The sequence below is a fragment of the Mesorhizobium ciceri biovar biserrulae WSM1271 genome (assembly GCF_000185905.1).
Classification (GTDB): Bacteria; Pseudomonadota; Alphaproteobacteria; order Rhizobiales; family Rhizobiaceae; genus Mesorhizobium; species Mesorhizobium ciceri.
On the sequence record NC_014923.1, the window covers coordinates 4,472,402 to 4,495,300 of the forward strand.

Consider the following 22,899-nt stretch of genomic DNA (forward strand, 5'->3'; position numbering starts at 1 on the left):
AGTGCCTGAGCCATATCCCGAAATTCGCGTGTTGCACCAAGGCCGGGCAGCCTTTAGGTCTTGGCGGCAACAGTGCCGGGAGCATAGGACCGGCCCGGAGGATCCCATCGCTCGAATGCGACCCAGGACAAGAACAATAGCGGCGCTGTTCTGGCTGTTCCTGGCCAGTGGTGCGGATGCCCGGACGCTGCTGGTCGGCGTCTCGGCGCCCCTGTCGGGACCATCGGCCATTCTCGGCAAGCAGATCGAGGCCGGTACCGGTATGGCCGCCGAAGCGGACGGCATCGAACTCAAGACCGTGGATGACGCCTGCACCGCCGATGGCGGCGCTGCCGCGGCCAGGGAATTCGCAGCCGTCAAGGTCAATATCGTGGTCGGCTTTCTCTGCACCGAGGCGATCGAGGCGGCGATGCCGATCCTGAAGGACGCCAACATTCCGGTCATCACCATTGGCGTGCGAACCGAAAGCCTGACCGACCGCCGCGCCAAGACCGGCTGGCCGGTCTATCGCCTCGGACCACGCGGCGACGATGAGCGCAATGCGGTCGCGTCAGCCCTCACCCGCCTGTGGCAAAACGAATTGTTCGCCATTATCGACGACGGCACCATCTACGGCCGTGAAATCGCCGAGACGTTGCGGGCAGCGGCCGAACAGGCAGCGCTGAAACCTGTGTTCGTCGACACGTTCCGGCCCCAGCTCGACAATCAGATCGGCATGATCGGTCGGCTGAAGAAGGCCGGCGCGACGCATGTCTTTGCCGGCGGCGATGGCGACGACATCGCCATCATGGGCCGCGATGCCGCACAGCTTCAGGCGGGCATCGTCTTTGCCGGCGGCGAGAACCTGCGCACGCCGCCCGGCGACGTGCCCTATTCCTTGGGCACACTGATGATCGCACCGCCGGAATGGGCCGATGTCGCCGATCCAAAAGTGCTGGCGGCCTTTGCCGCGCAGAAAGTCGTGCCCGACGGCTATACGCTGCCGGCCTTTGCGGCGGTCGAAATCGCCAAGGCAGCGTCGGGCTTGTCAGAAAGCTCGGGCAAACCACTGACCGAAGCTCTGACCGGACAGGATTTCACCACGGCGATCGGGCCGATCCGGTTTGATGCGAAAGGCGATCTCAGCCGGAGCCCCTACCGCGTCTTCCGCTTCGATGGCACGCGCTTTGCGCCCTTGGAAAGCAACTGATGTTTCGCACCGGCCCACGCAACCTGATCACCGACGTTGCCGGCCTGCGCGTCGGCAATGCGTCCGACGCCAAGCTGAAATCCGGGGTAACGACCGTGCTTTGCGATGCGTCCACAGTGGCGGGCGTTCAGATCCTGGGCGGTGCGCCGGGCACCCGCGAGACCGACCTGCTCGAACCGCACAATTCCGTCGATGTGGTGCACGCTGTGGTGCTTTCGGGCGGCTCGGCTTTCGGCCTCGACGCAGCTTCCGGCGTGCAGGCGGCGTTGCGTGAACGCGGCATCGGCCTCGAGGTCGGCGGTTTTCGCGTGCCGATCGTGCCGTCGGCGATCCTGTTCGACCTGCGCAATGGCGGCGACAAGGATTGGGGCCGTTATCCGCCCTACCGCGAGCTTGGCTATGAAGCCGCGCAAACCGCCACCGCCGATTTCCAACTCGGCACCATCGGCGCCGGCACCGGCGCGCTCACTTCGGGGCTGAAAGGAGGCCTCGGCTCCGCCTCGACGCTGCTCGACAATGGCGTCACCATCGGCGCGCTGGCCGCCGTCAATCCGACCGGTTCGGTGACCACAGGCCGAACCCGCCATTTCTGGGCGGCACCGTTCGAAATCGGCGACGAATTCGGTGGGCTTGGCTATCCCTCGCCGATGCCTGACGAGGCGAAACGGATTCTTTTGAAGTACCGCGACAAACATTTTGGCCGGCAGACGGAGACCGGCGGCAACACCACCATCGCCGTCATTGCCACCGATGCGGTGCTCACAAAGGCTGCCGCCAAGCGCCTGGCGATGTCGGCGCATGATGGATTCGTGCGCGCCATCTGGCCGACGCACACGCCGGCCGATGGCGACCTTGTGTTCGCGCTGGCGACCGGCACGAGCGGTATCGAACTCTCCGCCGATGCAGCAATCGATCTCTACGCCGCCGCCGGCGCCACCATGGCGCGCGCCATCAGCCGAGGCGTCTATGCCGCGACGCCTGCCGAAAACGATCTGTTTCCGGTCTGGTCGTCACGCATGAAGTGAAGCGATCAATCAGACCGGATCGGACTTTTCTTCCTCGAACGTCACCGCGACATCAGAATTCGCCGACAGCCAGACCTTCTTGCCGTCGACTTCGGCAATCAGGCTCAGGGGAATGTAGTGGTGATGGCCCTTGTGGGCGCCCTCGCCGCTATCGGCCTTGGTCAGCTTGATGCGCTGGCCATCGACCTTGTCGACAGTGCCGACATGCACGCCATCGGCGCCGACGACTTCCATATGCTCACGAATTTTGCTGGTGTCGGTCATGGTGGTTCTCCATTGGGACTGCCGACAATAACAAATGACGGGCCGATTGGATGCATCGGCTTTCGCACCGCACGACGTTTTGATTCCGTCGTGCTAGGGGATTGAAACGATCATGGGGGTGAAGACCGATGCGAATGCTCTTTCTGTTTGCCGTTGGCCTGCTTGCACAGCTTGCGACCTCGATCGCGGCTCATGCCGGCGATGTCGCTGAACTTGAGATCCTCGGCTTCACCAAGGACGGCAGCGTCTTCGCTTTCGAGGAATATGGCGTGCAGGATGGATCGGGCTTTCCCTATGCCAACCGCTACTACATCGACACCAGCACCGACAGCTTTCTGAAGGGCACGCCGATCCGGGTCCGGCTTGAGGACGAGAATGCCAAACTGGATGCGGTGCGCCTTCAGGCCCGGCAAAAAGGCGAATCCATTGTCAGCCAGGCCGAGTTGGACGCCAACCGCGGCATCACCGCGGGTTTCAACCCGGTGACCGAGCTTTCGGCGGATCCGCACCGGATGGCGGTCAATCCGCGCCCGATCTTCACTCCGGTCGACCCACCGCTCGAGTTCCGGCTCGACGAGTTGGGCATGAACAACGCCGATGGCTGCGAGAGCCAGGGCGAAATCAACGGCTTCCGGCTGCTGCGCATCGAGGCGCAGGATGGCGGCACGACCAAGCTGCTGCACGAGGACAAGGCGATACCGAAAAGCCGGGGTTGCCCGAACGGCTATCGCATCGGCGCCGTGCAGACCTTTTCCATGGACAGCCTCAGCGCCTATGCCGTGCTGATCGCGGTGCGCCAATACGGCTTTGAAGGCCCGGACTTTCGCTGGATCGCGGTGACCGGCCGCCTGTGACACCCCCTGCTCAACCCGCCGCGCGCGATCGTGCGCTGAACCGCCTTCGCCGCGCGATACCGACGCCGCGCACAGCGCTTATCGGCGCCGTGTTGTGGGCTGTGACGATGGGCGCCAGCGCGCTCGTCACCCTGTTGTTGGACGACTGGGAGACGCCGGCGAAAATCCGCATTGTCACCATGCTGTTTGCGGCGGGAGCTGCGCTGGCCTTCCCCATCGGCCTGTTTGCGACGCGGCTGGTCTCGCAGGGAAGACGCTGGGAAGTCGCTTTCGCCGCGGCCTTCGTGTGCCTAGCAGCGGCGACGATCGGCCTGACCGGCGGGCTGTTTGCCCTGCAGTACCGCTCCTACTACGCCGAGTGGCATGCGCCTGCTTTCACCCGCACCTGGGTCCTCCAGTTCGTCTTCACGACGTTGATTGCGCTCTATCAGTTCGTAGTGCTGGGCATCCGGCTCTATTTTCCAGTTGGTTTCATCGCTCTGTTTGCCGCGGGCGTCTGGTTTGCGCGCCAGCGGCGTTGAGCATTTTGCTCGCCTCTGTTAGGACGCGGGCAAACTTCTCGATATGTCAGGACTGACCGATGATCCCTCGCTATTCCCGGCCGGAAATGGTCGCCATCTGGTCGCCAGAAACCCGGTTCCGCATCTGGTTCGAGATCGAAGCCTATGCCTGCGATGCGCTGGCCGAACTCGGCGTCATCCCCAGGGAAGCGGCAAAAACCATCTGGGAAAAGGGTAGTGCCGCAAAATTCGACGTCGAGGCGATCGACGAGATCGAACGAGTCACCAAGCATGACGTCATCGCCTTCCTGACCCATCTTGCTGAATTTGTCGGGCCGGACGCCCGCTTCATCCACCAGGGCATGACCTCGTCGGACGTTCTCGACACCTGCTTCGCCGTACAGCTGACCCGCGCCAGCGACATCCTGCTCGCCGACATCGACGGTCTGCTTGCAGCGCTCAAGCGCCGCGCCTTCGAGCACAAGAACACCGTCACCATTGGCCGCAGCCACGGCATCCATGCCGAGCCGACGACCTTCGGCGTCAAGCTGGCGCAGGCCTATGCCGAGTTCTCGCGCTGCCGCGAGCGGTTGGTGCACGCGCGTGTGGATATCGCCACCTGTGCGATCTCCGGGGCGGTCGGCACCTTCGCCAACATCGACCCCTATGTCGAGGAACATGTGGCGGCGAAGCTCGGCCTGAAGCCCGAGCCGGTGTCGACGCAGGTGATCCCGCGCGACCGCCACGCGATGTTCTTTGCCACGCTCGGCGTCATCGCCTCGTCGGTCGAGCGGCTGTCGATCGAGATAAGGCATTTGCAGCGCACCGAAGTGCTGGAGGCGGAAGAGTATTTTTCGCCGGGCCAAAAGGGCTCGTCGGCCATGCCGCACAAGCGCAACCCGGTGCTGACCGAAAACCTCACCGGCCTTGCCCGCATGGTTCGCTCCATGGCGATGCCGGCGATGGAGAATGTGGCGCTCTGGCACGAGCGCGACATTTCCCACTCCTCGGTCGAGCGCATGATCGGCCCTGACGCCACCGTGACGCTCGATTTCGCACTGTCACGGCTGACCGGCGTCATCGACAAGCTGCTCGTCTATCCCGACAACATGCTGAAGAACATGAACAAGTTCCGCGGCCTCGTGCATTCGCAGCGTGTCATGCTGGCGCTGACGCAGGCTGGGTTGTCTCGCGAAGACTCCTACCGTCTGGTCCAGCGCAACGCCATGAGGGTGTGGGAGCAAGGCGCTGATTTTCTTGAAGAATTACTGGCCGACAAGGAAGTGACCGCTGCCCTGCCCGAGGCCGAAATCCGCGAGAAATTCGACCTGGGCTATCACACCAAGCATGTCGACACGATCTTCAAGCGGGTGTTTGGCAAAGCCTGAGGCAAAGCGCTATACCGTCGCTGGCGTCAAGCTGAGCACCCCTCATCCGACCTCGCTTCGCGAGGCCACCTTCTTCCACAAGGGGAAAAGGAAAGGCTGCGGCAACCTTGCCGCCAAGCATCAGCGATCGAGATTTGCAGAGCCGCGAGCGGCAGGCTTCACCTTCTCCCCTGTGGGAGAAGGTGGATCGGCGCGCAACGCCGCGACGGTTGAGGGGTGCTCCAGCTTGGCGCAGCCCTCAAATCAAGCCTTGCCGGGAACAGTCCTGATCACCGTGCCCCATGGATCTTCGCGGGTCACCGGGCTGGTCACATTGTCCGAACGCATCTCGACCCAGGCCAGACCCGACCGGCTGGGATCGCGGCGGCCGGCGCCCGAACTCTGCCAGGCGTTGGCGCCGATGTGGTGGTGATAGCCGCCTGACGACAGGAACACCGCCTGGCCGCCATATTTGGCCACCGTGTCGAAGCCGAATTCCTGGTTCCACCAGGCTTCGGCGTCTTCCGGCCTGCCGACGCGAAGGTGGACATGGCCGACGACGCTGTTTTCCGGCGCGCCCTGCCAGCCGGCGTCACCCGCAGGCACTTCGGCTACGACGGACGGAATGTTCATCCGCTCGGTCGCCATCGCCACCTTGTCGCCATTCCACTTCCAGTCCTGCGGACGGCGGTCGGCATAGATCTCGATGCCGTTGCCTTCGGGATCGGTCAGGTACAGTGCTTCGCTGACCAGATGGTCGGAAGCGCCCTCGATGGCGATCTTGTTTGATATGGCGTGGTTGATCCAGCGGCCGAGATCGGCACGGCTGGGCAGCAGGAAGGCAGTATGGAACAGGCCTGCGCTGCGAGGATCATCCGGCTTGGCCGAAGGATCGGCCTCGATGACCAGCAACGGACGGTTGGCGGCGCCCAGCGTGATCGCCCCATCGGCGCGGCTCAGTTCCTGCAGACCGACGATGCTGCGATAATATGCGGCAAGGCTTTCCGCGTCGCGCGCCTTCAGCCCGACGCGGGCAACGCTGACCGGGGTGGTGGCGGCAAAAGGCAACTCGCTCATCAAATGCTCCGTTCGACCGGCCTGCGATGAAGCTCCCAAAGCGAGAAACCCCACTCCGCCGATCATTGTACGTCGTGTCAGTTCCAAAGTCAGGGTTCCCGCGCACGGCTGTTTCTTTTCCTGACCACAGATCGTCCATCCGCATCGTTCACACAAGACGCGAAGAAGCGAACATGGTGTTCACTATTGTGATCAAACGTGGCGTTTCTGCCGGTTGCACGAAGCGATGCCGCTCGCTATCTCAGCGCCATGAAGGTCAGAGACGCAGATATTCTCATCGTGCCGGGCTACACCAATTCCGGCCCCGACCATTGGCAGAGCCGCTGGCAGTCGAAGCTGTCGACGGCGCGCCGCGTCGAACAGGCGGAGTGGTCGAAGCCGGTGCGCGAGGACTGGACGGCGAGCGTCGCCAAGGCGGTCAACGAGGCCGAGCGGCCGGTCGTCCTGGTCGCGCACTCACTTGGCGTCGCCGCGGCGGTGCAAGCCATTCCGCAATTCCGCAAGCCGGTCGCCGGGGCCTTCTTCGTGGCGCCGCCCGATGTCGCTAACCCCGAGATCAGGCCCAGGCACCTGATGACCTTCGGCCCCTACCCGCGTGAGCCGCTGCCCTTTCCCTCGATCGTGATTGCCAGCCGCAACGATCCGTTCTGCGCCTTCGATGTCGCCGAAGACATTGCCGGTGCCTGGGGCTCGCTGTTCATCGATGCCGGCGAAACCGGTCATCTCAGCGAGGATTCGGGCTTCGGACCGTGGCCCGAAGGCTCGATGACCTTCGCCAAGTTCCTGACGGACCTGTAATATATACGGTCAAAGCCTGAACACGAAGCTGCTCGGCAGGCCATCCGGCTTGCGTGAACAATAATTTAATGCAGATCGCGATAATCTCTCCAGCAACGGCGAACTCTGTTCGCCGAACGATTATATTCGCGCGTACTAAATAGCAATTATTCAAAGAAAGCCCATACTTGGCCAAGGATGCTTCACTCGAATTGTTAAGAGGTGTCGCCGCGCTCGTAGTTCTGAATGGGCATTGTTTGGGTGCTTTTGCGCCATTGATGGAAGGCGAGGGAGACTTGGCCGGGCAATCGCTCAAAACAAGCCTGGCTTTCGTCGCGTTCAATGGCGGCTCCGCCGTCTACCTGTTTTTCGTCCTGTCTTCCTACGTGCTCGTGAAGCGTTATTTTCAGACCAGCAAGGCACAAGATCTGCGGTTGGGTGCGATCAAGCGCCTGCCACGCCTGGCCGGCCCGGTACTCGTTACGACGCTGGCATCCTGCATCATCTTCAAGCTCGACCTGTATTTCATCAAGGATGCGGCCGCCGTCACCCAATCCGACTGGCTGAGAAGTTTCGGCAATGCTTCAAAGGTGCTATCGCCGGAGACTGCGAGTTTCGCCGACGCGTTTCTGCAAGGGGCGTGGCGGACGTTCATCTACGGCGACAACTATTATGACAGCAGTCTGTGGACCATGACGGTCGAGTTCTGGGGGAGCATGCTGACCTTCGCCCTCGCCCCGATCGTCTTTTTCCTTCAAGGCCGCTGGACGTTATCGTTCTGGGTCTGCATAGCAGCAGTCGTGTTCCTGGCGCTGCAAGTCAGTTACTTTCTTTGTGCCTTTCCGGCCAGCCTCTTGCTCTATCCGCTTCTCGCCATGGATTTTCGCCCGAATCGGTGGGTGAGAGGCGCCATGGTGATGGTTTCCCTGGCGCTGCTGGGTTATGCGGGGAGTGCCGTGGGCATATATCGCCCGTTCGCCGTGCTTGACGTGGCTTCCGATGTGGGCCTGCGGCAAGCCTGCGTGGCCATCCCGGCAAGCGTCATGTTGGTCTACGCGGTGCTGAGTGTGGATGAGCCTCTATCATGGCTCTCGGGTAAGGTGGCACGTTTTCTGGGCGACCTGTCCTTCCCACTCTACCTCGTGCATGTACCCGTTATCTGCTCATTGGGGTCATGGGTTTTGTTGACAAGCGGTTCCACCGCACTCGGCGCCGCCGCCGCCATACTGGGTTCGATCCTCGCGGCGTTGCCGCTCATGACCTTCAACAACTGGTGGGTCCAGATGGTCGGCGCCCTGTTCAACAGGTTCAGGCGCGGCGGACCTATCGCCGCGGCGCCTGCGGCGTCGAGCGCCTAACCGCCCGGCGCTGTGACGGCAGTGCGTCCGGTTCGGGTTCAGGATCCGATCGAATCCTTGATGCCCTTGAGCAGGGTCTTTGCGCCCAGTGAAATCAGCGCATGCTCCGAGCCCATGGCCAGCAGGCGATAGCCCATCGACACGACCCGGCCGGCAATTGCCGGCTCGACAACGTAGATCGCCGCATGTTTGCCGGCCTTGCGGGTGCGCTCGGCCACCGACGCCACCGTCTCCATCATGCTTTCCAGCGTCGAATTGACCGTGGCGCCATTGCTCCAGGCGATCGAGAAATCCGACGGGCCCAGGAAGATGCCGTCGATGCCGGGCGTGTCGAGGATGCCATCGAGCGCATCGAGGGCTGCACGCGTCTCGACCATGGCGAAGGCCATGGTGCGCTGGTTGGTGTCGCGCAGCCAGTCGGCTTGGTCGCCTTGGCCGTGGCGGGGAAAAGCGTAGGTCGGGCCCCAGGAGCGCTCGCCGACCGGCGGGTATTTCATGGCGGCGGCGAACAGTTTTGCGTCGGCAACCGAGTTCACCATCGGCGCGATGACCGCCTCGGCGCCGAAATCGAGCGCGCGGCTTGCCATGTCGAAACGGCCAACGGGAATTCGCACCAGCGCCGGCTTGCCGGTAGCGAGCACCGGCACCAGGCCACGCAGCACGCTGTCTTCGTGATGGCCGCCATGCTGCATGTCGAGCGTGACGGCATCGAAACCCTGCTTGGCGACGATCTCGACCGTCAAGGCATCCGGCACACCGGACCATGCGGTGAACAACGTTTCATCGGCCGCGAGGCGGGACTTCAGGGACATGAACTCTTTCCTTGTTAGCGACCGCAGTTTCAGCCGGAAACGGCGGCAAAGGCAAAGAAAAACCGCCCGGATAGGCCGGGCGGTCGATTGGTCCAGCGTATGGCCGCGGGATCAGCGCATGGTCCGGATCAGGTGTTCTTGATCTGCTCGATCGCCTGCGCCATCAGTTCGTCCATGGTGCGGCGGATCTGGTGGTCCGACTGCTCGACGCCGGCCGCGTCGAAATCCCCGCGGATCTTGCGGAACACGTCGTGGTCGCCGGCCTCCTCGATGTCGGAGATAACCACTTCCTTGGCATAGGCGTCGGCATCGGCGCCGGACTTTCCGAGCTTTTCGGCGGCCCACAGGCCGAGCGCCTTGTTGCGGCGCGCCGAGGCCTTGAACCGAAGCTCCTCGTCGAATGCGAATTTACGCTCAAAGCCCTCTTCACGGTCTTTCATGCTGCTCATGGCGTCCCTCCGGGTCAAATTCGATTCGTTGGCGGTGAATATGTGCGTTGCCAAAGCACAAACCAAAAGGTCGCGGGCCGGTCAATATGCTTCATCGCATGCTGCGCTGCGGCATTTCAGTCCCGAAAGCGGTTGATTGGAAGGATTTGCCGATTGAGCAAACGATGTGATTGGGATAGACCCGGCATTGAACCCTACCGTAGCCGCACTATTTCAGGCAGACGGACAGGAAATGGTCTGATACCGCCTGTCCGGAACCCCAGAGAAAAATCAGATGAAAAATCGCCGCCGCATTTATGAAGGCAAGGCCAAGATACTCTATGAGGGACCCGAACCGGGCACGCTTATCCAGTTCTTCAAGGATGATGCAACCGCGTTCAACAAGAAGAAGCATGAGGTCATCGACGGCAAGGGCGTCCTCAACAACCGCATTTCCGAGTATATTTTCAACCATTTGAACCGCATGGGCATTCCGACCCATTTCATCCGCCGTCTGAACATGCGCGAGCAGCTGATCAAGGAAGTCGAGATCATTCCGCTCGAAGTGGTGGTGCGCAATGTCGCCGCCGGCTCGCTGTCCAAGCGGCTCGGCATCGAGGAAGGCACCGTTCTGCCGCGCTCGATCATCGAATTCTATTACAAGGCCGACGCGCTCGACGACCCGATGGTGTCGGAAGAGCACATCACCGCGTTCGGCTGGGCGAGCCCGCAGGAAATCGACGACGTGATGGCGCTGGCGATCCGCGTCAACGACTTCCTCTCCGGTCTGTTCATGGGCGTCGGCATCCAACTCGTCGACTTCAAGATCGAATGCGGCCGCCTGTTCGAAGGCGACATGATGCGCATCGTCGTCGCCGACGAGATCTCGCCGGACTCCTGCCGCCTGTGGGACGTGGCGACGCAGGACAAGCTCGACAAGGACCGTTTCCGCCGCGACATGGGCGGCCTCGTCGAGGCCTACCAGGAAGTTGCCCGCCGCCTCGGCATCATGAACGAGAACGAGCCGCCGCGCCCGACCGGCCCGGTGCTCGTCGCCTCGACCGACGGCCTCAAAGGCAAGCCGCACTGATCGCGGTTTGCGACCCGATAATCAGAACAGGAGCATGTCCAGCGTGATCAAGGCCCGCATTACCGTCACCCTCAAGAACGGCGTGCTCGACCCGCAGGGCAAGGCGATCGAACACGCATTGTCCGGCCTGGGCTTCGGCGGCGTCGGCACGGTGCGGCAGGGCAAGGTGTTCGACGTCGAGCTGGCGGAAAGCGACAAGGCCAAGGCCGAAGCCGACCTCAAGGCCATGTGCGACAAGCTGCTGGCGAATACGGTGATCGAGAATTATAGTGTGACGCTTACCTAAGGCTGTGCCGGAGGCACGGATGCCTGAAGTCACGAATGAACTGATGTACGAGCTTCTCGAGATTGTAGCGATCAGGCTTGCAGGCGTTGAGCACGCAAACGGACGTCAACAATATCTACGCGATAGCAGGCCGTATCGATCAACATCTTGAACGGATTGAGCAGCGCCTCGAGTTGCGCGAACTCGCCGAAGCACAAAGGCCTTACGAACCGAAATGAAATCAGCCGTCGTCCTCCTGCCTGGCCTCAATCGCGACCGCGACATGATCGCGGCGCTGACCAAGATTTCGGGAACACCGCCGGTCACCGTCTGGCAAACCGACACCGAAATCCCCGATGTCGATCTGATCGCCATTCCGGGCGGTTTTTCCTTCGGCGACTATCTGCGCTGCGGCGCGATCGCCGCGCGCATGCCGGTCATGCGGGCAGTGGCCGAAAAAGCGGCCGCGGGCGTGACGGTCATCGGCGTCTGCAACGGTTTCCAGATCCTGGTCGAGGCCGGCCTGTTGCCGGGCGCCTTGATGCGCAACACCTCGCTGAAATTCGTCTGCCGGCAGGTGAAGCTCGAGATCACCAATGCCAACACCATGTTCACCCGCCGCTATCAGCCGGGCCAGATCATCCGCTCGCCGGTCGCGCATCATGACGGCAATTATTTCGCCGACGCCGACACGCTTGCCCGTCTCGAAGGCGAAGGCCAGGTGGTGTTCCGCTATGCCGAGGACACCAACCCCAACGGCTCGATCAACGACATTGCCGGCATCGTCAACAGCCAAGGCAATGTGCTCGGGCTGATGCCGCATCCGGAAAACCTGATCGAAGCAGCCCATGGCGGTACCGACGGCCGCGGACTGTTCGAGAGCGCCCTCGGCATCGCTGCCTGACGATATCGAAGCGAACAGCTTGAAAACAGCCGGACATTCATGTCTCTTTGGAGCAAGTCTGGTTCATTGGGGAGAGAGACGGTCATGAAACTCTATTCGCGGCCGTTGTCGCCCTACTCGTCGATCGTGCGGGCATTGGCCTACATCAAGGACGTACCACTCAAGATCATCGCGCCGCCGCCCGGTTTTCCCATCCCGGAAGAGTTTCGCGCCATCTCGCCGATGAACCGGATTCCGGTGCTGATCACCGGCTCGGGCGAGACGATCGTCGAATCGGTGGTCATCGCCGAATATCTCGAGGAACGGTTTCCGGAACCGGCGCTGCTGCCGCCCGATTCCAAGGACCGTGCGCTGGTGCGCATGTTCGCCCGCATCACCGATCTCGATGTGCTGACCCCGTTGATGAAGCTTTTCGAGCTTCATTCCGTGCCGAAGCGCAACAATGCCGAGATCGACGCTCAGTTCGCCCGCCTGCATCATGGACTGGCGGCAATCGAGGCCCGTATGGCGCAAGGGCCCTTCGCACTCGGCGACGACATCAGCTTCGCCGATGCCTGGCTGACGCCGACGCGGTTCATCTTCAACAATTTCCGCGCCATGACAGGACGCCACGACCTGCTCGACGCCTATCCCAAATTCGACGCCTACCAGCAGATCGCCTCGCAACACCCGGCATTGTCGCGTGTGTGGGGCGAGATGACCGACGGCTTGAAAATCTTCCTGTCCGAGCTTGAGATGGGTGCCGCTTGATCAAGTCGAGGACGATCGCGCTGGTCGCCGCGGCGGGCTTTGTGCTGGCATCCTGCCAGTCGACGCCAAAGAGCACGCCTGTTCCCTCGGGCAAAAGTGCTGCGCTGCTGGCCATGGAACAAGTGGCGATCGCCGCCCACAAATGCTGGATCGCCAGCAAGGACCCGGCCTTCAAACCGTATCAGATGGCCAATGAGCTGAATTCGTTCAGCGGCACGCCGCGTTTCCTGCTGGTTCCGGCCAAGCACTATGGCGGCAAACCTTTGCTGGTCGTGCAGGCGCAAGGCAATTCTAGCCGTGTCGACGTCTTCGGACCGCTGATGAACGATCCGCTCGGCGCCCGCATCGGCTCCGACATTTCCCGCTGGCAGGCCGGCAATCCGGCCTGCGCCGCGACGGCCTAGCCCATGGGCCGCTTTCTGCAGATTGTGGGGCTGGTCATCGGTCTGGCCGGGCTCATCCTGCAGTTCTGCATCAGCATTCCTGCATCGATGGAAGCAGGCCGCAGCCTGCTTGGCTCCGTCATTTTCGTCTTCAGCTTCTTCACCATCCTGACCAACATCGGCGCGGTGCTGGTGTACACGTCGCTGCTGTCACCCACCTTCTATGCCTGGCTGCCGGCCTTTGCAGGGGCGCGGATGCGCACCGGCGTTGCGGTTTCGATCGCACTGGTCTTCATCATCTACGCAACGGTTCTGGCACGACTCTGGCAGCCGCAGGGACTGTTCCTGCTCTGCGATGTTCTCCTGCACTACGTCACGCCGGTGCTGTTCGTGCTGTGGTGGCTGATATCGGGCGCCGACGGCCGGACACGCTGGAGCGACATTTCGTGGTGGGTGATCTATCCCATCGCTTATCTGGTCTATGCGCTGGTGCGGGCGCCGCTTGCCGGCGAGGTGCCCTACCCTTTCCTGAACATCGCCAAGAACGGCGCGACCAGCGTCGTCATCTCAGCTGCAGCCATCACCGGACTTTTCCTCGTGTTGTGCGTGGTCGCCGTCCTTGCGGACCATGCCGTTGCACGCACCAGGGCGTCGAGGGTCCGTTAGAACTGTGCGGACCTTCTGTCCGGATTTCCCGGGACCATCATCTTTCCCAAACCGGTTCCCACTTTTGGGATCACGGTCAGTCCCAGAACGGCCTGATGCCCTCGCGGTGGGCGTCGCAGCGCGTGACGCCGATATCCTTGAGCTGGTCGTCGGTCATCTCCAGCAGAGCCAACCGGCTGCGGCGGCGATCCAGCAGGTTGTCGATCCATCTTGCCAGCGACCTCAGCACGCGCACAAGGCGGCTGACAAAGCCGCGCTGAGCCGACGGGCGTGTCGATTGGGCCGATAATGCAGCGCTCGAATGACGTATTGTCGCGATTGTATTCATTTTCTTTCTGCCAAAGTCCTAAATTGTACCCTTTTGGCACGTGATTGATATGTATTGACTCATCTGTCGGTGCAATATAGAAAATTGTCACCATGACAAATTGGCTTCCAGATCTCACTGCCGGCTCCGGCCCGCTGTATCAGCGGCTGGCGGATTCCATCGAGACGGACATCGATCGCGGCGTGATCGATGCCGGCGCAAAGTTGCCGCCGCAGCGCGACCTCGCCTACGACATCGGCACCACCGTCGGCACGGTCGGCCGGGCCTATCAATTGCTGCGCGAGCGTGGCCTGGTGAGCGGCGAGGTCGGGCGTGGAACCTATGTGCTCGGCCAGCGCGCGAAGCCGGATTTTCCGGCTCCGGACGTCGGCGGCGAAGGCACGCGCTATATCGATGCGCCTAAAGGCAAGCTGCGTTTCGACAGCACCGCAGCACCTGATATCGGCCAGGGCGACATTGTCGCCGGTGTCCTGTCGCGCACGGCGCAGGACCATCCGCATGAGATTTCGAGCTACACCAGGGATTTCCCCGAACGATGGTACGAAGCCGGCGCCCGCTGGTTGGCGCGCAATTCCTTTCGCCCGGATGCCGACACCATCGTTCCCACGCTCGGCACCCATGCGGCGGTGATGGCGGCGATCGCGGCGCTCACCATGCCTGGCGACTATGTTGCCTTCGAGCACCTCACCTACTCGCAGGTTTCCCGCAGTGCCGGCTTGATCGGCAGGCGCACCGCGTTGGTGGCATCGGACGATGAAGGCATCGATCCGCAGGATTTCGAGCGCGTCTGCGCGCAAAAGCATCCCAAAATGATCTTCCTGATGCCGACGGCGCAGAATCCGACGCTGGCCACCTTGTCGGCGGCGCGCCGCGAAGCGATCGCCCATGTCGCACGCGAATACAATGTCGTCCTCATCGAGGACGACCTCTATGGCAATCTGACCGATGATCCGACGCCGTTGCTGGCCGAATATGCTCCTGAGAGGACCATTGTCGCGGGCGGCCTGTCGAAGTCGGTCGCAGCCGGTGTGCGCGGCGGCTGGCTTTCCTGCCCGCCCGCCTACCGCCACCGCATCCGCGTCGCCCACAAGATGATGACCGGCGGCATGCCCTTCCTGCTGGCGGAGGTGAATACAAGGCTGGTGCTGTCCGGTCAGGCGGATGAGATACGAAAGCGCAGCATCGCCGAAATCAGCGCCCGCATCGCCATCGTACGCGAGACTTTGGCCGGCTTCGCCTTCAAGTCGCATGACAGGGTGCCCTTTGTCTGGCTGACCCTGCCCGACCCCTGGCTTTCCGGCACCTTCAAGAACGCTTGCCTGGAGCACGGCGTGCTGATCGACGACGAGGACGAATTCAAGGCCGGCCGTTCCGAGCAGGTTTTCCATGGCGTCCGCTTCGGCGTTTCGCAGCCGAGACAGCGCGGGGATATCGCTGAAGGCGTTGCGGTGATCCGGCGACTTCTCGATGAAGGCCGCGCCGGCTACGACAGCTTCTCCTGACACTGCGTGGCTTTGTCCGGTTTTCCGTCGTTTTTCGTCAATCCATGGGTGTATCGGCCGCAAGGCTTGCGATAAGACGGGACTCAAAATCCCAACGTCCCGGATAAAAATCGCCGCCCATGACCATTTCCAATTCCGTGCCGATCACCCCCGAGCTCATTGCCTCACACGGGCTCAAGCCCGACGAGTACCAGCGCATTCTCGACCTCGTCGGGCGCGAGCCGAGCTTCACCGAACTCGGCATCTTCTCGGCGATGTGGAATGAGCACTGCTCCTACAAATCCTCGAAGAAATGGCTGCGCACGCTGCCGACCACCGGACCTCAGGTCATCCAGGGGCCGGGCGAGAATGCTGGCGTGGTCGACATCGGCGATGGCGACTGCGTCGTCTTCAAGATGGAGAGTCACAACCACCCATCCTACATCGAGCCCTACCAGGGTGCGGCGACCGGCGTCGGCGGCATATTGCGCGACGTCTTCACCATGGGCGCGCGGCCGATCGCGGCGATGAATGCGCTGCGTTTTGGTGCGCCCGACCATCCCAAGACCAGGCACCTCGTTTCAGGCGTGGTTTCCGGCGTCGGCGGCTATGGCAACGCGTTCGGCGTGCCGACGGTCGGCGGCGAGGTCAATTTCGATGCCCGCTACAATGGCAACATCCTGGTCAACGCCTTTGCAGCGGGCCTTGCCAAGACCGATGCGATCTTCCTGTCCGAAGCCAAGGGAGTCGGCCTGCCGGTCGTCTATCTCGGCGCCAAGACCGGCCGCGACGGCGTCGGCGGCGCCACCATGGCTTCGGCCGAATTCGACGACAAGATCGATGAGAAGCGTCCGACAGTGCAGGTCGGCGATCCCTTCACCGAAAAGTGCCTGCTGGAAGCCAGCCTCGAACTGATGGCCTCGGGCGCCGTCATCGCCATCCAGGACATGGGTGCGGCCGGCCTCACCTGCTCGGCGGTCGAAATGGGCGCCAAGGGCGACCTCGGCATCGAGCTCGATCTCGACAAGGTGCCGGTGCGCGAAGAGCGCATGAGCGCCTACGAAATGATGCTTTCGGAAAGCCAGGAGCGCATGCTGATGGTGCTGCGTCCGGAAAAGGAAAAGGAAGCCGAGGCGATCTTCCACAAATGGGGGCTCGACTTCGCCATCGTCGGCAAGACCACCGACGATCTGCGCTTCCGCGTGCTGCACCAGGGCGACGAGGTTGCCAACCTGCCGATCAAGGATCTTGGCGACAAGGCTCCGGAATATGACCGGCCGTGGATCGAACCGAAGAAGCCGGCGCCGCTGGCCGCCAATGACGTTCCGCAAGCCGATGTTGCAGACGCGCTGCTGAAGCTGCTCGGCGGTCCCGACCTGTCTTCGCGCCGCTGGGTGTGGGAGCAGTATGACACGCTGATCCAGGGCAATTCGCTGCAGCTTCCAGGCGGCGATGCCGGCGTGGTGCGGGTCGAAGGCCATGCGACCAAGGCGCTCGCCTTCTCGTCCGACGTGACGCCGCGCTATTGCGAGGCCGACCCTTACGAGGGCGGCAAGCAGGCGGTGGCCGAATGCTGGCGCAACTTGACCGCCACCGGCGCTCTGCCGCTGGCCGCAACCGACAACCTCAATTTCGGCAACCCGGAACGGCCCGAGATCATGGGCCAGCTGGTCGGTGCCGTGAAGGGCATCGGCGACGCCTGTCGTGCGCTCGAATTCCCGATCGTCTCCGGCAATGTCTCGCTTTACAACGAGACCAACGGCCAGGGCATCCTGCCAACCCCGACCATCGGCGGCGTCGGCCTGATCGCCGATTGGTCGAAGATGGTGCGGGCCGGCTTTGCGGCCGAGGGCCAAATGATCCTGCTGGTCGGCGCGCCGGCGTCCTGGGGAACGCATCTCGGGCAATCGGTCTATTTCAGGGACATACACGGCCGCACGGATGGACCGCCGCCGCCGGTCGACCTCGAGCATGAAAAGCGCGTCGGCGACCATGTCCGCGCGCTCATCGCCTCCGGCATCGTCACGGCGGCGCATGACGTTTCCGATGGCGGTATCGCGGTGGCTTTAGCCGAAATGGTGATGGCGTCCGGCATCGGCGCCACCGTTCCCGGCCTTGTCGGCACCGACCCGATCCCGGTCTGGTTCGGCGAGGATCAGGGCCGTTATCTGCTGACGCTGTCGATCGACCCGCATGGTGACGAATGGGACGCCATTCGCAAGCAGCAGGGCGAGCTTGGCATCTTCGCGCCGTGGATCGGCTCCACAGGCGGCAGCGCGCTGAAGCTTGGCGACGCCAGGGCAATCCCGGTCAGCGAACTCTCCTCGGCTCACGAAGGCTGGTTCCCACGCTTCATGGATCAGGCTAGTTGACCACGCTGGCTGCCCGGGCGCTGCTTGCAGTCGTTTTCTGGCCGTCGCTGTTCTTCTTCTGGTTCCTGGGACCGTTCGTCTTTTTCCTGCTGTCGACAACCTCGAGCGAGGTTTGTATGCGGCTGGAAACACGTGCGGAGTTCCTTGCCGCGGCGAACGGCGCCGTCCCGATGCTGGCGCTGCAGAACGTCCTCTACGCGGTCCCGATCATCTGCCTGGTGCTCTGGGGCCGCCTTTTCCCGGATCCGGCACGGGCAAGGCACATCGTCACCTGCGTCAAGCTTTTCGCCGGCACGGTGGTCGTGGGCGCGTTGTGGGAGTACGGCTCGTCGCTCATCTGCGACGGCCATGGCCAAGGGTTCTTCTCGCCGGCTTGGCAAATGACGAGCTATCTCCCCATTGTCAGCCTGCTGCTCAACGCGCCGCTCTATGTGCTTGCCTTCAGCCTTGGCCGCGCTTTCTCGACACGCGAGGACGTTGCCGAGGATGAAGCAAGCCCACCGGCCTAGTCTTTCTCTGAAGCCGTGTGGCCGTTGGCGGGACAGAACGGCTTCAATCCGGACCGGAAAGGCTTTAGGCTCACCCGACTCTCATCTTATGGCCGGCTACCGGCCGCTCGAAACAGGATTTTGCCATGGCAATGGATGCCCACGACATCGAAAAACTGATCAAGGACGGCATTCCGGACGCCAAGGTGACGATTCGCGATCTCGCCGGCGACGGCGACCACTATGCGGCCGAGGTGGTGGCCGAGAGCTTTCGCGGCAAGAGCCGCGTCCAGCAGCACCAGATGGTCTATGACGCGCTGAAGGGCAATATGGGCGGCGTGTTGCACGCATTGGCGCTGCAGACCAGCGTTCCCGACTGACCCTTAGCGCTTGGCCCAACATGGCTCATCCTTTGCGCCATTTCAGCCACGGCGCGGCTAACGTCTTGTTTCGAGCAATCGTTGGGTTTATTTGAAGGGTATGTTTCGAGCCTGACTCCCACAGGCGGGAAAGGATATTCCATGAGCGGCATCAACGACTACATTGACAATGAAGTGAAGGGCAACGACGTCGTCCTTTTCATGAAGGGCACACCTGGTTTCCCGCAATGCGGATTTTCCGGCCAGGTCGTCCAGATCCTCGACTATATCGGCGCCGACTACAAAGGCGTGAACGTCCTGGACTCGGCTGAACTGCGCCAGGGCATCAAGGAATACTCCAACTGGCCGACGATCCCTCAGCTCTACGTCAAGGGAGAATTCGTCGGCGGTTGCGACATCGTGCGCGAGATGTTCCAGGCGGGCGAGCTGCAGACGTTCCTCGTCGAGAAGGGCGTCAGCGTCAAAGGCGCCGCCTGATTTCTGTTTTGTGCATGCCCGAAATCGACTTTGATTTTCGGGCATCGAGCACCAGGCACCGGGGCAACCTCACCTCGGCAATTTTCATGTCCTGACCCCAGGACCAGGACGAGCCAATGCGCCGGCCCGCCGGCGCATTTTCGTTTGAAAGATCGGACTTGCCGTGGACCAGCCAAGACCAGCGCCGCAATCGGCAAGCAAACTGCCCATTCCGCGCTGGGAGTTCATCGCTCTGTGCGCGGCACTGATGGCGCTGAACTCGCTGGCCATCGATATCATGCTGCCGGCTCTGCAGCAGATCGGCGCCTCGCTCGGCGTCGAAAATGAAAACCACCGGCAGTACGTCATAACGGCCTACATTCTGGGCTTCGGTGGCGGGCAGCTGTTCTTCGGGCCGATCTCGGATCGCTTCGGACGTCGCGCACCACTGGTCGCAGGGCTGGTGATTTATGTCGCCGCGGCTGCGGCCGCCGCCGTTGCACCAAGCTTTGAAACACTTCTGCTGTGCCGGGCCGTGCAAGGCATCGGTGCAGCCGCCACTCGTGTCATCGCGGTCTCGATCGTGCGCGATACGTTCGACGGCCGGCGCATGGCCGAGGTGATGTCGCTGATCTTCATGGTGTTCATGGCGATACCGGTCATTGCTCCCGGCATCGGCCAATTTATCATGCTGTTTGCGACCTGGCATTGGATCTTCGTCACCATGGCCGTCGGTGCGCTGCTCGTCTCGGCCTGGTCGCTGCTGCGCCTTCCTGAAACGCTGCATCCCGAACATCGCCGGCCGCTGACGCTCAACTCCATTGTCGGCGGGTTTCGTATCGTTCTCACCAACCGCATTGCGATCTGCTATGCCTTCGCCAGCACCTTCATTTTCGGCGCCATGTTCGGCTTCATCGCTTCGGCGCAGCAGATCTATGTCGACATTTTCAAAGTCGGCGAGATGTTCCCGGTCATCTTTGCCGGGGTTGCGGGCGTGCTCGCCTTCTCCAACTTTCTGAACTCGCGCCTTGTTGGCCGCATCGGCATGCGCCGCCTGTCGCAGAGTGCGTTGCTGCTGTTCCTGGTCATCAGCCTTGCCTGGCTGGTGATTTCGCTGGAGATGAAGATGCCGCTCTGGCTGTTCATCACCTTCTTTGCCTGCGCCATGCTTCCATTCGGTGCGCTCGGCGCGAACTTCAACGCGCTGGCCATGGAGCCGCTCGGCCAACTGGCCGGCACGGCTTCGTCGATCCTCGGTTTCATGCAGACGTTTCTCGGCGGCATTCTCGGCACGCTGATCGGCCAGGCCTTCAACGGCACGGTGACGCCGCTGGCCGCCGGCTTCTGCAGCGTCTCGGTCGCCGCGCTGCTGATGATCTTCATCGCCGAGCGCGGCAAGATGTTCCAGCCACAGAACCCGCCCGTTTCAGGGCACATCACCGACTTGCATTAGGACGCACCTTCAAGGGCTGCCGTGAACCGAGGGGCAAGCATGCGCCCCGCAATTGCTTCGCCCATGCTGTCCGAAAAGTGCAATGGCAGAGCGTCATCGAGTGCCCTGAGGATGGATGCCACGAAGGCCCGGCTGCGCTGGGCATCGGTTCCCAGATCGGAATATGTGGCGCGAGGTTTGCCGATCAGCGTGCCGTTGCGGCGAAGCGAGAACCGCAGCGTGAGGGACATGCCCGCGGTTCCAGGTGGCGGCTTCCAGCAGGCATAGATCGCGTCCGACATCTCCTTTATCGTGTCGACGGGATCGGTACTGCGACAGCTGCGCTCTTGCGACCTTGCTTCCAGGGAACTGGCGAACAGACCGGCGGCAAGAGCCACCGCGACAAATGCAAACCGAGGTTTCATTCGAGAGCCTCCGGATTTGCGCGAGATTGTACTGCTTTCGGCTAACGCAGCAATCGATCCTACTGCGCCCAGAGCTCGCGGCGCAATTCGTGCCAGCTTTCCTTGTCTGGCGCGACAAGCAGGCCGCCGCCGAGATGCGAGGGCAGATAGGCGCTGCCGTCGAAGCGCGCCGCATGGCCGCCGGCCTCGGCATGGATCAGCACGCCGGCCAGGTGGTCCCACGGCATCAGCTTGTTGTAGACGACGAAGTGGGCATGGCCGCTCGCCAGCAGGCGATATTCGTGCGCGGCGCAGCGATAGGCGAACTGCGACAGGATCTTGGTCTGGTTGCGCGCCAGCCGTGTCCGTTCCGGCTCGGCCATATATTGCCAGGAGACAGAGCCGGTCATCTCCGAGATCGGCGCGGGTACCGCTACATGCACCTTCTCGATGCTGCCGTGCGCATGCCGGATATGGCTGCCGGCACCCCTGGCGCCAATCAGCCAGTCCTTGCCGACGGGATCGTGGATGATGCCGGCGACAGTCTCGCCCTTGACCACGACCGCCAGCATGACGCCGAACAGCGGCACGCCGGAGGCGAAATTGAAAGTACCGTCGACCGGGTCGATGACGAAGGCCAGATCGGCATCGCCCAACCCGTTTAAAAGCGCTGGATTGTCGGAACAGGCCTCCTCGCCGACGACCATCGCTGAGGGATACCGCTCGCGCAGCCGCGCGGTGATCAGCCGCTCGGCATTGACGTCGGCTTCGGTCACCAGGTCGGCGGCCGACGTCTTCTGCCTGACATCGCCATCGCCCAACCGGCGAAAGCGCGGCATGATCTCGGCCAGTGCCGCCTCGGCCAGAATGCCGGCCAGCCAGTCGATCGCGGTGTCGTCAAATGTCATCGGCTTGCCTTGTGGTGAGGGTCTCGTTGAGGGCAGCGAAATCGAATAGCTTTCTGTCGAGCAGATGCGATGGCCTGCTGTTCGACAGCGCGCGCAGCATCGTATCCTTGCGGCCCGGCATGCGCTTTTCCAGGTCCTCGAGCATCGCCTTCATGGCGTTGCGCTGAAGACCTTCCTGGCTGCCGCAGAGATCGCAGGGAATGATAGGGAATCGCATGGCGGCAGCGAATTTTTCCAGATCAACCTCGGCGCAATAGCTCAAGGGCCGCAGCACCATGACGTCGCCTTCGTCATTGAGCAGTTTTGGCGGCATGGCGGCGAGACGCCCGCCATGGAAGAGGTTCATGAAGAAGGTCTCGAGAATGTCCTCGCGATGGTGGCCGAGCACCAGCGCCGAGCACCCCTCCTCGCGTGCAATGCGGTAGAGATGGCCGCGCCTGAGACGCGAGCAGAGCGAGCAATAGGTGCTGCCCGCCGGCAGCTTGTCGGTGACGACGGAATAGGTGTCCTGATATTCGATCCGGTGCGCAATGCCGTGGCTGTCGAGATAGTCCGGCAGGATATGTTTGGGGAAATTCGGTTGGCCCTGGTCGAGATTGCAGGCCAGAAGATCGACCGGCAAGAGCCCGCGCCATTTGAGGTCGAGCAGCACCGCGAGCAGGCCGTAGGAATCCTTGCCGCCCGACAGCGCTACGAGCCAGCGCTGGCCGGGCTTGACCATCGAGAAATCCTCGATCGCCTGCCGGGTCAGCCGCAGCAGCCGCTTGCGCAGTTTGTTGAACTCGACCGAGGACGGCACGTCGGCGAACAGCGGATGGAAACCGCCTTCGCTGTCGGCGACCGGTTCGAGCGTTTCAATGTCTGGAAGCATGTTCATGGCATGTCGCTTTCAATGGCCCAGAGCGCCGGATTAGCGGACATGACCGACAAAGAAAAGGCCG

At 62.3% G+C, this 22,899-nt stretch carries 27 protein-coding genes; 19 read left to right on the top strand and 8 right to left on the bottom strand.

Translation table 11 applies throughout. The features are described 5' to 3' along the window. Positions 1–115: 115 nt before the first annotated feature. Positions 116–1,189 carry a branched-chain amino acid ABC transporter substrate-binding protein gene (locus MESCI_RS21775; protein WP_013532116.1) on the top strand — a complete coding sequence of 358 codons (1,074 nt, stop codon included), beginning with the start codon at positions 116–118 and terminating at the stop codon, positions 1,187–1,189. Then, on the top strand, positions 1,189–2,214 hold the full coding sequence (locus MESCI_RS21780) for a P1 family peptidase (RefSeq protein WP_013532117.1): 1,026 nt from the start codon (positions 1,189–1,191) through the stop codon (positions 2,212–2,214). The genes MESCI_RS21775 and MESCI_RS21780 overlap by 1 nt, the downstream gene beginning before the upstream one ends. Positions 2,215–2,223: 9 nt before the next feature. Here MESCI_RS21780 and MESCI_RS21785 read toward each other — a convergent pair whose 3' ends face one another. Beyond that, entirely contained in the window at positions 2,224–2,478 is a 255-nt protein-coding gene (locus MESCI_RS21785) for a DUF2171 domain-containing protein (RefSeq protein WP_013532118.1), read from the bottom strand. A 128-nt stretch (positions 2,479–2,606) separates the two neighbouring features. Here MESCI_RS21785 and MESCI_RS21790 point away from each other — a divergent pair, with 128 nt between their 5' ends. The 3 genes from MESCI_RS21790 to purB all read left to right on the top strand — a co-directional run bounded on the left by MESCI_RS21790 (position 2,607) and on the right by purB (position 5,220). Further along, positions 2,607–3,332 (top strand): DUF2259 domain-containing protein, encoded by a 726-nt coding sequence (locus MESCI_RS21790; protein ID WP_013532119.1) that lies wholly within the window; start codon positions 2,607–2,609, stop codon positions 3,330–3,332. A 107-nt stretch (positions 3,333–3,439) separates the two neighbouring features. Next, the gene (locus MESCI_RS21795; protein ID WP_013532120.1) at positions 3,440–3,853 is read left to right on the top strand and encodes a hypothetical protein; all 414 of its coding nucleotides are present in this window, start codon (positions 3,440–3,442) and stop codon (positions 3,851–3,853) included. A 59-nt stretch (positions 3,854–3,912) separates the two neighbouring features. Further along, positions 3,913–5,220 (top strand): adenylosuccinate lyase, encoded by a 1,308-nt coding sequence (purB, locus tag MESCI_RS21800; RefSeq protein WP_013532121.1) that lies wholly within the window; start codon positions 3,913–3,915, stop codon positions 5,218–5,220. Positions 5,221–5,463: 243 nt separating this feature from the next. On the opposite strand, the gene MESCI_RS21805 is transcribed toward purB, so the two are convergent. After that, on the bottom strand, positions 5,464–6,276 hold the full coding sequence (locus MESCI_RS21805; protein ID WP_013532122.1) for a VOC family protein: 813 nt from the start codon (positions 6,274–6,276) through the stop codon (positions 5,464–5,466). 249 nt (positions 6,277–6,525) lie between these two features. Here MESCI_RS21805 and MESCI_RS21810 point away from each other — a divergent pair, with 249 nt between their 5' ends. Beyond that, entirely contained in the window at positions 6,526–7,074 is a 549-nt protein-coding gene (locus tag MESCI_RS21810; RefSeq protein WP_013532123.1) for an RBBP9/YdeN family alpha/beta hydrolase, read from the top strand. A 167-nt stretch (positions 7,075–7,241) separates the two neighbouring features. Beyond that, complete coding sequence (locus MESCI_RS21815; RefSeq protein WP_013532124.1) at positions 7,242–8,411, top strand: acyltransferase family protein; 1,170 nt, start codon at positions 7,242–7,244, stop codon at positions 8,409–8,411. A 38-nt stretch (positions 8,412–8,449) separates the two neighbouring features. On the opposite strand, the gene MESCI_RS21820 is transcribed toward MESCI_RS21815, so the two are convergent. Together MESCI_RS21820 and MESCI_RS21825 are read right to left on the bottom strand one after the other, a co-directional pair. Then, entirely contained in the window at positions 8,450–9,223 is a 774-nt protein-coding gene (locus MESCI_RS21820) for an HpcH/HpaI aldolase family protein (RefSeq protein ID WP_013532125.1), read from the bottom strand. A 128-nt stretch (positions 9,224–9,351) separates the two neighbouring features. Continuing rightward, entirely contained in the window at positions 9,352–9,672 is a 321-nt protein-coding gene (locus MESCI_RS21825) for a DUF1476 domain-containing protein (protein WP_013532126.1), read from the bottom strand. A 274-nt stretch (positions 9,673–9,946) separates the two neighbouring features. On the opposite strand from MESCI_RS21825, the gene purC reads away from it, so the two are divergent. From purC to MESCI_RS21855, 6 genes are all read left to right on the top strand, one after another. After that, positions 9,947–10,741 carry a phosphoribosylaminoimidazolesuccinocarboxamide synthase gene (gene purC / locus MESCI_RS21830; protein ID WP_013532127.1) on the top strand — a complete coding sequence of 265 codons (795 nt, stop codon included), beginning with the start codon at positions 9,947–9,949 and terminating at the stop codon, positions 10,739–10,741. Positions 10,742–10,784: 43 nt separating this feature from the next. After that, positions 10,785–11,027, top strand: coding sequence for a phosphoribosylformylglycinamidine synthase subunit PurS (gene purS, locus MESCI_RS21835; RefSeq protein WP_013532128.1), 243 nt, complete (start codon positions 10,785–10,787; stop codon positions 11,025–11,027). 214 nt (positions 11,028–11,241) lie between these two features. After that, positions 11,242–11,910 (top strand): phosphoribosylformylglycinamidine synthase subunit PurQ, encoded by a 669-nt coding sequence (gene purQ / locus MESCI_RS21840; RefSeq protein ID WP_013532129.1) that lies wholly within the window; start codon positions 11,242–11,244, stop codon positions 11,908–11,910. Between the two features lie 84 nt (positions 11,911–11,994). Continuing rightward, entirely contained in the window at positions 11,995–12,660 is a 666-nt protein-coding gene (locus MESCI_RS21845) for a glutathione S-transferase family protein (RefSeq protein WP_013532130.1), read from the top strand. Next, entirely contained in the window at positions 12,657–13,064 is a 408-nt protein-coding gene (locus MESCI_RS21850) for a hypothetical protein (RefSeq protein WP_013532131.1), read from the top strand. Before MESCI_RS21845 ends, MESCI_RS21850 begins: the two co-directional genes overlap by 4 nt. Before the next feature lie 3 nt (positions 13,065–13,067). Continuing rightward, positions 13,068–13,709 (top strand): Pr6Pr family membrane protein, encoded by a 642-nt coding sequence (locus MESCI_RS21855; protein ID WP_013532132.1) that lies wholly within the window; start codon positions 13,068–13,070, stop codon positions 13,707–13,709. A 76-nt stretch (positions 13,710–13,785) separates the two neighbouring features. Here MESCI_RS21855 and MESCI_RS21860 read toward each other — a convergent pair whose 3' ends face one another. After that, the gene (locus MESCI_RS21860; protein ID WP_013532133.1) at positions 13,786–14,037 is read right to left on the bottom strand and encodes a DUF1127 domain-containing protein; all 252 of its coding nucleotides are present in this window, start codon (positions 14,035–14,037) and stop codon (positions 13,786–13,788) included. A gap of 92 nt (positions 14,038–14,129) precedes the next feature. Here MESCI_RS21860 and MESCI_RS21865 point away from each other — a divergent pair, with 92 nt between their 5' ends. From MESCI_RS21865 to MESCI_RS21890, 6 genes are all read left to right on the top strand, one after another. Further along, the gene (locus tag MESCI_RS21865; protein WP_013532134.1) at positions 14,130–15,539 is read left to right on the top strand and encodes an aminotransferase-like domain-containing protein; all 1,410 of its coding nucleotides are present in this window, start codon (positions 14,130–14,132) and stop codon (positions 15,537–15,539) included. A gap of 119 nt (positions 15,540–15,658) precedes the next feature. Beyond that, entirely contained in the window at positions 15,659–17,890 is a 2,232-nt protein-coding gene (gene purL, locus MESCI_RS21870; RefSeq protein WP_013532135.1) for a phosphoribosylformylglycinamidine synthase subunit PurL, read from the top strand. Then, positions 17,887–18,399, top strand: a complete 513-nt coding sequence (locus MESCI_RS21875) for a hypothetical protein (RefSeq protein ID WP_013532136.1) — start codon at positions 17,887–17,889, stop codon at positions 18,397–18,399. Before purL ends, MESCI_RS21875 begins: the two co-directional genes overlap by 4 nt. A 125-nt stretch (positions 18,400–18,524) precedes the next feature. Then, on the top strand, positions 18,525–18,758 hold the full coding sequence (locus MESCI_RS21880) for a BolA/IbaG family iron-sulfur metabolism protein (protein WP_010909092.1): 234 nt from the start codon (positions 18,525–18,527) through the stop codon (positions 18,756–18,758). Positions 18,759–18,899: 141 nt separating this feature from the next. After that, complete coding sequence (grxD, locus tag MESCI_RS21885) at positions 18,900–19,235, top strand: Grx4 family monothiol glutaredoxin (protein WP_013532137.1); 336 nt, start codon at positions 18,900–18,902, stop codon at positions 19,233–19,235. Positions 19,236–19,398: 163 nt separating this feature from the next. Beyond that, positions 19,399–20,667, top strand: a complete 1,269-nt coding sequence (locus MESCI_RS21890; RefSeq protein ID WP_013532138.1) for a multidrug effflux MFS transporter — start codon at positions 19,399–19,401, stop codon at positions 20,665–20,667. Here the strand turns inward: MESCI_RS21890 and MESCI_RS21895 are convergent. The 3 genes from MESCI_RS21895 to ttcA are packed head-to-tail and all read right to left on the bottom strand — an operon-like array spanning position 20,664 to position 22,835. Beyond that, positions 20,664–21,071, bottom strand: coding sequence for a hypothetical protein (locus MESCI_RS21895; RefSeq protein ID WP_013532139.1), 408 nt, complete (start codon positions 21,069–21,071; stop codon positions 20,664–20,666). The genes MESCI_RS21890 and MESCI_RS21895 overlap by 4 nt on opposite strands. Before the next feature lie 59 nt (positions 21,072–21,130). Then, entirely contained in the window at positions 21,131–21,958 is an 828-nt protein-coding gene (locus MESCI_RS21900; RefSeq protein WP_013532140.1) for an inositol monophosphatase family protein, read from the bottom strand. Next, positions 21,948–22,835, bottom strand: coding sequence for a tRNA 2-thiocytidine(32) synthetase TtcA (gene ttcA, locus MESCI_RS21905; protein ID WP_013532141.1), 888 nt, complete (start codon positions 22,833–22,835; stop codon positions 21,948–21,950). Before ttcA ends, MESCI_RS21900 begins: the two co-directional genes overlap by 11 nt. Positions 22,836–22,899 lie beyond the last annotated feature (64 nt).

Bases quoted from the DNA above. Each gene is read 5' to 3' on its own strand.
- MESCI_RS21790 (WP_013532119.1), top strand. From the start codon at position 2,607: ATGCGAATGCTCTTTCTGTTTGCCGTTGGCCTGCTTGCACAGCTTGCG.
- MESCI_RS21785 (WP_013532118.1), bottom strand. From the start codon at position 2,478: ATGACCGACACCAGCAAAATTCGTGAGCATATGGAAGTCGTCGGCGCC.
- purC (WP_013532127.1), top strand. From the start codon at position 9,947: ATGAAAAATCGCCGCCGCATTTATGAAGGCAAGGCCAAGATACTCTAT.
- MESCI_RS21860 (WP_013532133.1), bottom strand. From the start codon at position 14,037: ATGAATACAATCGCGACAATACGTCATTCGAGCGCTGCATTATCGGCC.
- MESCI_RS21810 (WP_013532123.1), top strand. From the start codon at position 6,526: ATGAAGGTCAGAGACGCAGATATTCTCATCGTGCCGGGCTACACCAAT.
- purB (WP_013532121.1), top strand. From the start codon at position 3,913: ATGATCCCTCGCTATTCCCGGCCGGAAATGGTCGCCATCTGGTCGCCA.
- MESCI_RS21805 (WP_013532122.1), bottom strand. From the start codon at position 6,276: ATGAGCGAGTTGCCTTTTGCCGCCACCACCCCGGTCAGCGTTGCCCGC.
- MESCI_RS21775 (WP_013532116.1), top strand. From the start codon at position 116: ATGCGACCCAGGACAAGAACAATAGCGGCGCTGTTCTGGCTGTTCCTG.
- grxD (WP_013532137.1), top strand. From the start codon at position 18,900: ATGAGCGGCATCAACGACTACATTGACAATGAAGTGAAGGGCAACGAC.
- MESCI_RS21825 (WP_013532126.1), bottom strand. From the start codon at position 9,672: ATGAGCAGCATGAAAGACCGTGAAGAGGGCTTTGAGCGTAAATTCGCA.
- MESCI_RS21865 (WP_013532134.1), top strand. From the start codon at position 14,130: ATGACAAATTGGCTTCCAGATCTCACTGCCGGCTCCGGCCCGCTGTAT.
- purL (WP_013532135.1), top strand. From the start codon at position 15,659: ATGACCATTTCCAATTCCGTGCCGATCACCCCCGAGCTCATTGCCTCA.
- MESCI_RS21780 (WP_013532117.1), top strand. From the start codon at position 1,189: ATGTTTCGCACCGGCCCACGCAACCTGATCACCGACGTTGCCGGCCTG.
- MESCI_RS21795 (WP_013532120.1), top strand. From the start codon at position 3,440: ATGGGCGCCAGCGCGCTCGTCACCCTGTTGTTGGACGACTGGGAGACG.
- MESCI_RS21845 (WP_013532130.1), top strand. From the start codon at position 11,995: ATGAAACTCTATTCGCGGCCGTTGTCGCCCTACTCGTCGATCGTGCGG.
- MESCI_RS21880 (WP_010909092.1), top strand. From the start codon at position 18,525: ATGGCAATGGATGCCCACGACATCGAAAAACTGATCAAGGACGGCATT.
- purQ (WP_013532129.1), top strand. From the start codon at position 11,242: ATGAAATCAGCCGTCGTCCTCCTGCCTGGCCTCAATCGCGACCGCGAC.
- MESCI_RS21855 (WP_013532132.1), top strand. From the start codon at position 13,068: ATGGGCCGCTTTCTGCAGATTGTGGGGCTGGTCATCGGTCTGGCCGGG.
- ttcA (WP_013532141.1), bottom strand. From the start codon at position 22,835: ATGAACATGCTTCCAGACATTGAAACGCTCGAACCGGTCGCCGACAGC.
- MESCI_RS21900 (WP_013532140.1), bottom strand. From the start codon at position 21,958: ATGACATTTGACGACACCGCGATCGACTGGCTGGCCGGCATTCTGGCC.
- MESCI_RS21820 (WP_013532125.1), bottom strand. From the start codon at position 9,223: ATGTCCCTGAAGTCCCGCCTCGCGGCCGATGAAACGTTGTTCACCGCA.
- MESCI_RS21895 (WP_013532139.1), bottom strand. From the start codon at position 21,071: ATGAAACCTCGGTTTGCATTTGTCGCGGTGGCTCTTGCCGCCGGTCTG.